The sequence below is a fragment of the Cupriavidus sp. 05T313 genome (assembly GCF_056396665.1).
Genome location: NZ_JBFTLX010000255.1, coordinates 1 through 10,175, shown reverse-complemented (window position 1 = coordinate 10,175; position 10,175 = coordinate 1). Strand labels below are relative to the sequence as shown.

Below are 10,175 nucleotides of genomic sequence, written 5' to 3'. Positions count from 1 at the left end.
GTTTGCAGCGGTGTTTCCTGCTGCGGGGGACCGAATACTAAGGGTTTCCCACTAAGCTTGCAAGCTTTTTCTGGGAAATTCTTGTGGGAGCCCCTTTAGCCACTTGCGATCAGCGAAAGCGTCGGAGGACAGCCGGCGTCACTCAAGCTGAATCTCGCCGTCAAACTGAACCTTGACTTGCAAAGCCGCCAGTTCCAACGTAACCACGACCGGCAAACGCTCCGTGCCGGTGACGGTGCCGGCCGCGAGCGCGCTGGATACCGCTTGCTCGATTTCCCGCTGCGAGCTCACGCCGACGACCTTGAGGAACTTGCGAATGCTGAGGTTGAAGGTCTCTTCGTTCATAGCACTCTCCTGGCTGTTACCACAACGCAAGACTAGGCGATGCGCGGTACGTCTGCTGCCCGGCTGTCCCACGACCGCCCTGCCCCATCACCCGCGATGGCTGGATCCCCGCCGGCCTCGGCAAAGTCGGCGCAGTCGCCGCTCAGCGACAGCGTGAGCCCACATGCAGCGACTATTCCTTCACCGTGACGATGGTCACACGACGATTCTCGGGGGCGGTGGGGTTCTGCATATTCAGTGGCTCGGTAGCGCCTTTGCCCACCGGCGTCAGACGGTCCGCGGCTATGCCGCCCTCCAGCGTCAGGTATTCCGCCACCGCCGCGGCGCGGCTCTCGGAAAGCTTCAGGTTGGCATCCGCCGGGCCGCGCGGGTCCGCATGCCCTTCGATACGAAACTTGTATGAGGAGAGCCTTGCCGATTGCAGCCCGCGGGCGACCTTGCCGAGCGCCGCACGGGCACTTGCGGTCAGCCTCGAAGAATTGCTGTTGAATGTGATCAGCAACTGCGCGGACGGACTTTTCGCCGCGCTGCCGAGTTCCTGCGTCGCGGGGACATCACGGTGCACGATGCCGAGTGTCTCGTTCCGGTCATCCGCATCCTGCGGAGTCAAGGCATTGGTGATCGACTCAACGCTAATGTCCTGTTCCCTCATTAAGAGTTCGCCTGCACGGGCGGACGGCCAGGCAGCGAGGATGGAAAGCGCCGCGATTAACAGGGGGATCAACCGGTGCGTACCGAAAGCGAAACGCGTGACATTTGCCATTTTGAAACTCCAGGTACTTGCGCGCTTCCACGCTCGTGCTGTGCATCGCCACAATCCTCGCCATTCATTATAGGTATGCTACGGCATTCGCCATGCCTCTCCGAGGGCATTTCCCAGGGCATCTACTCGGCGCATTGAACGAGAGCCGAAATCTGCCTGAGCCTTGTGCCGGGCTTCAGCTCCGGAGCCTGAAGCGCGGGCGGCGCCGGCGCGATGGACATTGAGTGGAGGAACTGTGCAAGGTCCTGCGCTGGAACCGCGACGCTGAGTTCAGGCTTGTCCGTGTACCGTCCCACGACCATGCCGAGCAACTCACCCTGCGCGTCGACAACCGGCCCTCCGCTATTGCCCTCATGCAGCGCAGCGCGCAGCACCAGAAGCCGATGGCCCTCAGGCTGCACAATGCCGCGCACGGACCCTCGCGTCATGACAGGCACAAGCGGCGTCGATGGCGTGAGGCCGAAGCCGATCGTATAGACCGGCGCGCCCCGGCGGACGGATTTGGCAATGGGCCGCGCCACCATTTCCACTGGACGGTTCGTTGCGAGCAGCGCCAGATCTCGCTGCTCGTCGATGGCCACAACTGATGCGGGCACGCTCTTCAGGTCGGCTGGCCAGACATCGATCTGCCGGCAGCCGCGCACGACGTGCGCGCTGGTGAGCATCTCTCCGGACTGCGCCACAAAGAATGCCGTGCCGCTGCGAAGCATCCCGTCATGGCTCTTGTCCTTTCCGTGGCCGGGATTTGCGTGTCTTTGTGCGCCCACAGCTTTGATATCGCCGGCGAAGTCATCGGGCGACCCGCCGCGCTCTGCGGCTGCGCTTAGAACCCAGATGCCGATCGCCCCAATTGCCAGAACCAGGCACCACGGCGAGGAGGGCGCGCACCGTTCCATGAAATTCGATCCCGAAAGACACTATTGGGTGGCCAGCTCCCACTCTCCCTTTGCATTCCGGCACGCGCGCGAAGTCTGTTCGTAAGACTTCCCCTCCTTTACGTAAGTCTCCGTGAAGTTCCGGCACGTTTGCGCGCTTGCGGACTTCGTGTATCCGCTGAGCGGCTTGATGGTGCCGGAATTCCCCGTCTTCGGGTTACGCCAGGTCCTTGGCTGGTTGTTCTCCGCGGTCTGCAAGGTTTGCTTCAATGCGGCCTGGCGGGCTTCGCGGTCTCGCTCATCCATCTCTCTGCCGATGATGCCGCCAAGCAGGGCGCCGGCCATGCCTCCCGCGACTATTGCGCCCGCATTGCCATGGCTAAAGATCCCGCCAAGCGCAGCACCCGTGCCAGCACCAATCAGCGCACCCGAAGTGGTCTTGTTCATGCCTGTCGAATCGCCCTGCGCACACCCCGCAAGAACCGCACTTGCGGTTGCCGTGCAGGCAATTGCTAGAGTCCATTTGTTCATTGCGTTTATCCTTTGACAGTCAGGCGGAATCGCCCCCCCCTTGACTACATTGCCCAGACACCGACGTGCGCGCGTCGCGCGTCCTGCTCGGCAGTGGCATATTGCGCCGGCGCGCCGTCCCTTGCGCGAGCCCAGCCGTTTCGGAGAGCGTGCTCGCCAATGTCTTCTCCATCCGCGAAGCACTGAAAGGCCTTGTCTTTGGCGAAACACTGGAGCTGGTTGCCCTTACCCTTGAGATAGCGCTGCATGGCCTGGGCAGGCTTTCCGTCTTCGCCGCGTATGGAGGAAAGATTGACAATTTTCCCGCCGACGATCAGCGCTCCCGAATCCAGCACCTGGGCCACGGTTCCCTCAAGGTCTGGCTTGGCCCGCGGCGACGCGGGATTACCCCCACCCGGCCCTGCCGGGGGGGAAGAAGGCTTCGGGATCAGCGCGATCGGCGGAAGATCGATCGGCTGTTCCTGCACGGGTGGCTCAGCCACGGACACCTGCGGCGGCACATTCGACGCCGGCGGGGGTGCCGGGGGCGTCGGCTGCGGATGCCGGGTCAATGCCATCAACAGTATTCCGGCACCTACGACGAGCCCGGCGGCAGCCGCGCCCAGACCCGCAACGCGAAGCCGCGGCCCCGGTCGCACCGGCTCCGGCCTGACCGCCGTGCTGCGGGTTGGAGCCTGCTCAACCTGCCGGGAATGCGATTCGTCCGCAGTTGTCGGCGGTGCGGGATGTGGCCCAGCGTGTCGAGCGACATCCTCATCGACGCGCAGTTGGGCTCCCGCGTTCAGGCTTGTGTTTACGCTTGGGTTGACGCTTGTGTCGATGCTTGAGCTCACGCTCTCGACGCGGGTGGTCTTGAGATCGGGCGCATTGAACCTCTGAAGCACGCCTTCGCTGACGATATCAGGCGCATCAGCAAGTAGCGAAGCAGCCCCCAGGGCACGGCCAAAGTCCTCTACCGAGTCGAACCGTTCTTCGGGGGCTTTGGCAAGCGCCCGCATCAGCGCCCTTTCAACGCCCGGGTCGAGATCCCGGCATAGCGAGGCCAAAGGCGGAGGCAGCGTTTCCACCTGCGCGCGGATCAATTCATAGTCGCTGGTGGCGTTGAAAGGCAGCCGCCCGGAGATCAGTTCGTACAGGACGGTCGCAAGGCCATACAGGTCGCTTCTGCCGTCGCCCTCATGGCCGCGCAATTGCTCGGGAGACGCGTAGGCCAGGGTGCCGACGATGTCGCCTTGTTGCGTGAGGCGTTGCGAACCCTGAATGCGCGCGATGCCAAAATCCATGATCTTCAGCGTGCCGCTGTCMGTCAACATCAGGTTCGATGGTTTGATATCGCGGTGAATCACGCCCATCTTGTGCGCGTAGCGCAGACCCATGATGGCCTGGATGATCACCGCGAGACTGTCCCGCACGGTGAACTGGCCGATGCGCTGCAGGACGGTCTCAAGTGTGTGGCCATGAACGAGCTCCATCACCATGCACAAGGTATCGGCGTCCTTGAACAGCGCGTACAGCGTCGTGATGTTCGGGTGGTTCAGCTTGGCAAGGCTGGTGGCCTCCGCGCGAAAGCGCTCCAGGAATGCCTTGTCGAGGCTTAGCTCCGGCCTCAGGGTCTTGATGGCAACATCACGCTCGAGTTCGGTGTCGAAGGCGCCATAGACCTCGCCGATCCCGCCGCGCCCCAGCAGGGTGCGAATCTCGTAGTGGCCTATCTGCCTGGCTGACATGGCGAGTCCATCAAAACCATTAATGTTGCTTTCAGAAAGGACGGGTCTCGCGCGTTGAGCGAACCGACTCGCTACCGGTTGCCGGCTRCCGCTGCAAACTGCAGATCGCAACCGACGCGTTATCCAGCCCGCCCGCCATGCGCGCGAGTTCAATCAGCTTGCGACAGGCATCGACCGGGTCAAGCTTCATGAGCAAGGACTTAATCGTAGCGTCGTCGACCTGGCCGAATATGCCGTCGGTGCATAGCATCAGGACGTCGCCATGCGCCAGCGGAAATCCTTCGGGCGAAACCGACGGCGCATGGTCCGGTGCCCCAAGCGCCCGCAGAAGTACATTCCTGTCCGGGTGCCTGTTGGCTTCTTCCGCCGTCAGCAGTCCATCGCGAAACATCTTGCCGACGAGCGAGTCGTCCTGGGTCAATTGCCGGAACGCGCCCTGGCGAAGGAGATAGATCCGGCTATCGCCGATGTGGGCGATATATGCGAGGCCATCAACAATGGCGACCGCGCTACAGGTGGTTCCCATCCCATCGCAACCGGGGTCGGCGGCGGCACGATCACGGATAGCCTGATCGGCAACGACAAACGCCGTTGTCAGTGCAGCCGCCGGCACGGGCGCACTACGGTAATACTCGTGGAGTACCGTGCGCAACGCAATCTGGCTAGCCACCTCGCCTGCTGCGTGCCCACCCATGCCATCCGCCACAACAGCCAGCGCACCGGCACGCGCGAACGGATCGTCCTCGCGCGGAATCATGCAGCCGACCGCGTCTTCGTTCCGCCCGCGGACGCAACCTACATCGCTCAGCATCGCGCACCTGACCGCAAGCCGGGATCGATCCGCTGGACTAGTCTGGTCTGCGCACATGGCAAGCGTTCCCGGTGAGCTCAGTTAAGCAGCAAGTCGAGTCCGTACTTGATCGGCACTGCGAAGGTGACGCGTTCGTCGCCCATGGAACGGGAATAGGTAAACAGCCCGATCACCTTGCCGTCGCGGTCGAACACCGGGCCCCCGCTGTTGCCGTGGCCCGTGGCGGTCACCGTAAGCTGATAGACGTCGCCGAGGTCATCGTAGGTCTGAACATTCTTCTCTGCCTTGACGGTGTCGCCGACCTTCGCGATGATGCCCTCCGTTACCGTGGGCTGAGGAATCAATTCGACGAGATTGGCAATGTTTCCGCCTTCGCTCGATTGAACGATCGCGTGCTTTTCCTCGGATATGCCTGGATAGCCGAGCACCGTCACGCGCTCGCCTACGCGTGGCCGGGAACCCACCGAGGCAAGGTTGATGGTAGGCAATTTGCGTGTGGCATCAATCTTGATCTCCGCCACGTCCGCTTCGGCGGACGACTTGACGACACGTGCCTCGATGCTATCCCGCGTATCGGGAAAGCGCACCGCCAGGTTCTCATTGCGCCCCTCGAGAACGGCCATGGACATGGTGCCAAGCGCCATGCCTCCCGGCACGGCGAAGTTTGGCCTTATCAACCTCACCGGGTGGTCAAAGTCCCAGCCTTTGAGATGCCTGAAGGCCTTTGGGTTAATCCGGGCGAGGCTGACTTCACCCTGGCCAGCCGTCGAGACCCGAATCAGTATGCCGCCATTCGAGTCGAAGTCCATCCAGCCCGGCACCTTCCACCCCTGGGCGACGTGTTTGTTCGTCAGGATAAATCCCTGGTCCTTGACGACAAATCCACTGCCGCGTCCACCCACTTCAATTGGAATGCCGCGATGATCGTCGTCGTCAGTCGTCAGCCAGCGCTGAATGGGACTGTTATCGATCTGGATAAAGCAGGGAAGCCGCAGGTTTTCGACGATACAGATGCGCTGGTAAACGGGGCGGCCCGTGGTCTTGTCCACGATATGCCAGCGGGCCTCCACGACCACCGTTGCCGCACCGAAATCTGCGACGATTGCCTCGGGACTTTTCCCGAACAGGATACCGAAGTGCGAAAATGCGCCGACAACGATGGCGCCCAGCACCACCACCACACCAGCGCCGATGAGCAGCTTGCGCCCGGCCGAGCGCTTCTGCTGATCCAGCATCCGTATCACTGTCTCTTTACCCACGCGATCGTCCGTGGCTTGAGCGGAGACGCCGAGAGGAGGCACCGAAGGCCGGCTCACCCGCGTTTCAGCTACAGCCTTTGCGTTCACGCGTGTCGGAGCGGGTGCAACAACGGGCCGCGGCTCAAGGTCGAACGTCAGACGCGGTCCGCCCTCGCCCAGTTCGATGCTATCGCCCGGCGCCAGCAACGTCTCATCCTTGACCGCGCGGCCGTTATGGAATGTACCGTTGCTACTGCCCAGATCGACCAGCGTATAGCGAGGGGGTTCGTCTTTCCCGATTTGAATTGCGGCATGCTGGCGGCTCACCAGATCGTCGCGCTGCGGGTCGAAAACGACAGTAGCCGCCGGGTCCCGCCCCAGGATTATTTGATCGAACCGGTCAACTTCAAACTGTTCGATCTGATGTGCCTTCGAACCGGAAATGTGAGTAATGATGATGCGCGTCATCCCGGTCTCCCTTATGGTTGCCGGGTAACGTTTCTGAAGATATCTGATTCTCTCGCGATATCACGAAAACCCGATCGATCAGCGCTTTCCGCAATATCCCGGACACCGGTATGTTTAAAGTGATCTCCGCCAACCGCCAATGTGGGGTCTTGCGATCCTCGCATGCGAGCGTCCTTGCCGGTACAGGCTGCCGGCCGCTTCTGGCGATACGCGTGCGCCCGTGCGGGCAGGACATGGGACGGCAAAGCTGCACCTCGCGCCAGCACAATGGGGCCAAGGTGCAAGATGGGCAAAGGTGAAGATGGCCAAGGCATGCGCACCCCCGAATGGCACCGGCGGGCGTCTCATCGAAGCGCACTGCCGGCGACCTACCCCCCGGGCACTGAAGCGCGCCGGCTTGGCGCGAAATGTGACGCTATGGTGGTACTTATCAAAAAAAGTATAGATGACCCGGAATAGGTTCGCCAAAGGAAGCCGGCACTGCGCGATAGGGCGAGAAATGGCGTCGTATTCTCCTGACCTGTCGGCAGACAGGTCATCCCCATCAATGCAAAGTCACGCGCCGTGCACACGGCTCGTCCTGCAGTATCGGATGCAGGGTGCGACCGGCTCCGTTCCCACATGAGCTTCCGCTTGACGGAGAAGCTTTGCACCTCCACGGCAGCCGCCGCAGGACCTATCCTTGAACCATGAACCTGGCCTGACAGGAGGAACTGGCGATGACGACCATCTGGACTATTACCGCCGATAGCAGTCGCGCCCGGATTTTCCAGGCCCATGGAACAGGCAACGACTTCCATGAGATTCAGGATTTTATCAACCCGCTGGGCCGCGCCAGGGACGGCGAGTTGCGCCAGGATGCCCAGGGACGCTACGCTGGCAAGGGCGAGCCGGGTCATTCCGTGCCACCCCGCACCGACCCCATCGAGCGGGAGCACGATGCGTTCGCGAGGATGTTGGGGCAATTTCTCGAGCAGGCCGGCCAGGAGCATCGCTACGACAAGCTTCGCCTGGCCGCGGCGCCGAAGTTTCTCGGCAAGCTGCGCGAGCACTTGGGCAAAGCGGCCCAGAAGGCGGTATTCGAAGAACTCGATGAGAATATCTCGAAGCTGAAACCCCTGGAAATTCAGCGCCGCCTGAACAGGAGTTGAGGCAGACGTACTGATTGTCAGGCGCGGACGGCGAGACTTCCGGGCTTCGTGCCATTGCATGTGTCCTGGAGCGCCGTCCCATGCACCCTATTAGCGGGCGGCGCCGCTGCGCTTGAGGATCAATCAGCAAGCGCGCCTCGCCATTGAAGCGCCACGCCGTGAAAGAGGGGCGCGCATTCCAGCTGTCTTGCTATCGCTTTCCAGCGAGTTGGCGGGCTCCCGCCATGGCGGCAGCGAGCCCGACCAGCACGGCTGCGAGACCCGATCCGTCACCCCCGTCTCCCGTCTGACGAAACACATACCCCCTCATCTGACACTCGGCAGACACGCCATGCCGCTGCTGAATCTCGGATAGTGAGCGGATAGTGAACCGCCAGCCACGACCGGAATTTTCTCCCGATCGTCAAATTGCGCACTATATTTGACTTGCACTATCGCGCTGAGCATTCCTCGCCACTGACGAACTGAGGTTGCCATTCGTTGCAGGCCGCGCTACGCGCCAAACCGGTATCGCGCACGCGAACATACCCCAAACAGGGCATGGCGTCGTGCGGGATGCGATCTGCCCCGATGTTGTGCCGTTCGCACGATGGAGGCGAGACATGACTGCAACTGAAGCAACTGAAGCAATGGTTCCGAAGTTTGGACTCAACCAGTTCTTCTCCGCCTGGGACGCACGTATCGACCGCTGGAGCACCCTCAACCGTATCGCGCGAGCCTTGGCCGCCCGGCCGGCACAAAACGGGGACGAATTGCGCCAGCAAGCCATTGCTGTGTTGGAGGAGTTACATCCAATCGAAGAGTTGAACGCATACCCCGGACCGCACTTGATTGCACTGGTGCAGGCGCGCCTGGCAAACGGGGACTGGGTTGGCCTGGCGCGCATTGTGCAGCGCATCAGCAGCGCTCTGCTTTCCAATAGCTACCGGGACAATAGAGAGGCCTGGATCATCGAGGACGAAGGTGAGTCGCATCTTCCGGATTTCCTGCCACCATCGCTGGTGCAGATCAATATCAACAATACGCGCAGCGACATGGTTATCACGCCGGAAACCATTGCCTTCATGCGCAAGCTGGATGTCAAGAAGATTCACGGATACAACGCGGCGCGTGGCCTTGAGTTGCTCAAGCCCGAAGCCTTGGAAGCTCTCAGGCGAAAAACAGGATGATCCGTTTCCTGCGTTTGCCATCGGGATTCATCAGGAATCATTGCGATGGACTACTGCGGGAGCGGATGCGCCCGTTTTGACCTACCCATAGCTCATGGAGGTGRCTATGTCTTGGTTCGTTACAACACTCAAAGCGTATCCGGAAATCGCGATATTTCTCGCGCTGGGAATCGGATACTGGATTGGCGGAAAAAGCTACAAGGGATTCAGCCTGGGCRCTGTAACGTCGACGCTGCTCGTGGCGATCGTCATCGGGATCCTGGGCGTGAAAATCTCCGCCAATGTGAAGTCTGTCTTCTTTCTCATGTTCTTGTTCGCGGTGGGCTATGGCGTGGGTCCGCAGTTCGTACGCGGCATCGCCAAGGACGGCGTGCCACAAGCCATCTTTGCCTTGATCATGTGTGTGCTGTGCCTGGCATCGTCAGTCGGAGCAGCAATGATGGCCGGGTATGACCTGGGTTCGGCTGCCGGGCTCCTAGCGGGATCGCAAACGATCTCCGCCTCCATGGGATTGGCCACCGACGCGATCAACCGGCTCGGCTTACCACCGGATGAGGCGAAACAAATGCTTGACGGCATGCCAATCGCGTACGCGGTGACGTATATCTTCGGCACCGTGGGTTCGGCAATCATCCTGGCACAGATCGGCCCGAAGCTGCTGGGTATCGACCTGGTGGCCGCTTGCAAGGATTACGAGAAGGAACTCGGTGCGGGAGAGCCGGGCGCGGCCGGCACGGAGTGGCACGAATTCGAACTGCGCGCCTACTCACTGGCACCAAACAGCCCTTATATCGGCAAGTCCGTCGGCGAACTGGAATCCGGCACGCAAGAAGGCGTCAGAGCCTTCGTTGAACGCATTCGTCGTGGCGGCAAGATCATGGTGGTGGACCTTGGCACCAGGCTGGAGCCGGGCGACGTTGTTGCGATTGGCGGGAAGCGCCACCAGATGATCGAGCGCCTCGGTCCAAGCGGCAGGGAAGTCGAAGACGCGGAGTTGCTCAATATCCAGACAGAGGGTGTTGATATTTACGTCACCAACAAGGAGGTGGATGGCCTTACCCTGCAGGAATTGGCCCGCTGGCCGGGCGCGCGCGGGG

The 10,175-nt window shown here is 61.4% G+C and carries 10 protein-coding genes; 3 read left to right on the top strand and 7 right to left on the bottom strand.

The features are described 5' to 3' along the window. Positions 1-138: 138 nt before the first annotated feature. The 7 genes from AC1DKD_RS34450 to AC1DKD_RS34420 all read right to left on the bottom strand — a co-directional run bounded on the left by AC1DKD_RS34450 (position 139) and on the right by AC1DKD_RS34420 (position 6,758). Positions 139-345 (bottom strand): DUF6494 family protein, encoded by a 207-nt coding sequence (locus AC1DKD_RS34450; RefSeq protein WP_441635570.1) that lies wholly within the window; start codon positions 343-345, stop codon positions 139-141. A gap of 172 nt (positions 346-517) precedes the next feature. After that, complete coding sequence (locus AC1DKD_RS34445; RefSeq protein ID WP_441635572.1) at positions 518-1,108, bottom strand: OmpA family protein; 591 nt, start codon at positions 1,106-1,108, stop codon at positions 518-520. A gap of 122 nt (positions 1,109-1,230) precedes the next feature. Next, positions 1,231-2,004 (bottom strand): S1 family peptidase, encoded by a 774-nt coding sequence (locus AC1DKD_RS34440; RefSeq protein WP_441635574.1) that lies wholly within the window; start codon positions 2,002-2,004, stop codon positions 1,231-1,233. A gap of 21 nt (positions 2,005-2,025) precedes the next feature. Beyond that, entirely contained in the window at positions 2,026-2,514 is a 489-nt protein-coding gene (locus AC1DKD_RS34435; protein WP_441635576.1) for an RT0821/Lpp0805 family surface protein, read from the bottom strand. Positions 2,515-2,558: 44 nt separating this feature from the next. Continuing rightward, positions 2,559-4,241, bottom strand: coding sequence for a protein kinase domain-containing protein (locus AC1DKD_RS34430; RefSeq protein ID WP_441635578.1), 1,683 nt, complete (start codon positions 4,239-4,241; stop codon positions 2,559-2,561). Positions 4,242-4,272: 31 nt separating this feature from the next. Beyond that, entirely contained in the window at positions 4,273-5,052 is a 780-nt protein-coding gene (locus AC1DKD_RS34425; RefSeq protein WP_477144277.1) for a protein phosphatase 2C domain-containing protein, read from the bottom strand. A 77-nt stretch (positions 5,053-5,129) separates the two neighbouring features. After that, positions 5,130-6,758, bottom strand: coding sequence for a trypsin-like peptidase domain-containing protein (locus AC1DKD_RS34420; protein WP_441635582.1), 1,629 nt, complete (start codon positions 6,756-6,758; stop codon positions 5,130-5,132). Between the two features lie 719 nt (positions 6,759-7,477). Here AC1DKD_RS34420 and AC1DKD_RS34415 point away from each other — a divergent pair. The 3 genes from AC1DKD_RS34415 to AC1DKD_RS34405 form a co-directional block, all read left to right on the top strand. Next, positions 7,478-7,909 carry a host attachment protein gene (locus tag AC1DKD_RS34415; protein ID WP_441635584.1) on the top strand — a complete coding sequence of 144 codons (432 nt, stop codon included), beginning with the start codon at positions 7,478-7,480 and terminating at the stop codon, positions 7,907-7,909. A gap of 602 nt (positions 7,910-8,511) precedes the next feature. Continuing rightward, complete coding sequence (locus AC1DKD_RS34410) at positions 8,512-9,078, top strand: hypothetical protein (protein WP_477111995.1); 567 nt, start codon at positions 8,512-8,514, stop codon at positions 9,076-9,078. 106 nt (positions 9,079-9,184) lie between these two features. Continuing rightward, the coding region (locus AC1DKD_RS34405; protein WP_477144276.1) for an aspartate-alanine antiporter-like transporter at positions 9,185-10,175 on the top strand (991 nt) is incomplete at its 3' end.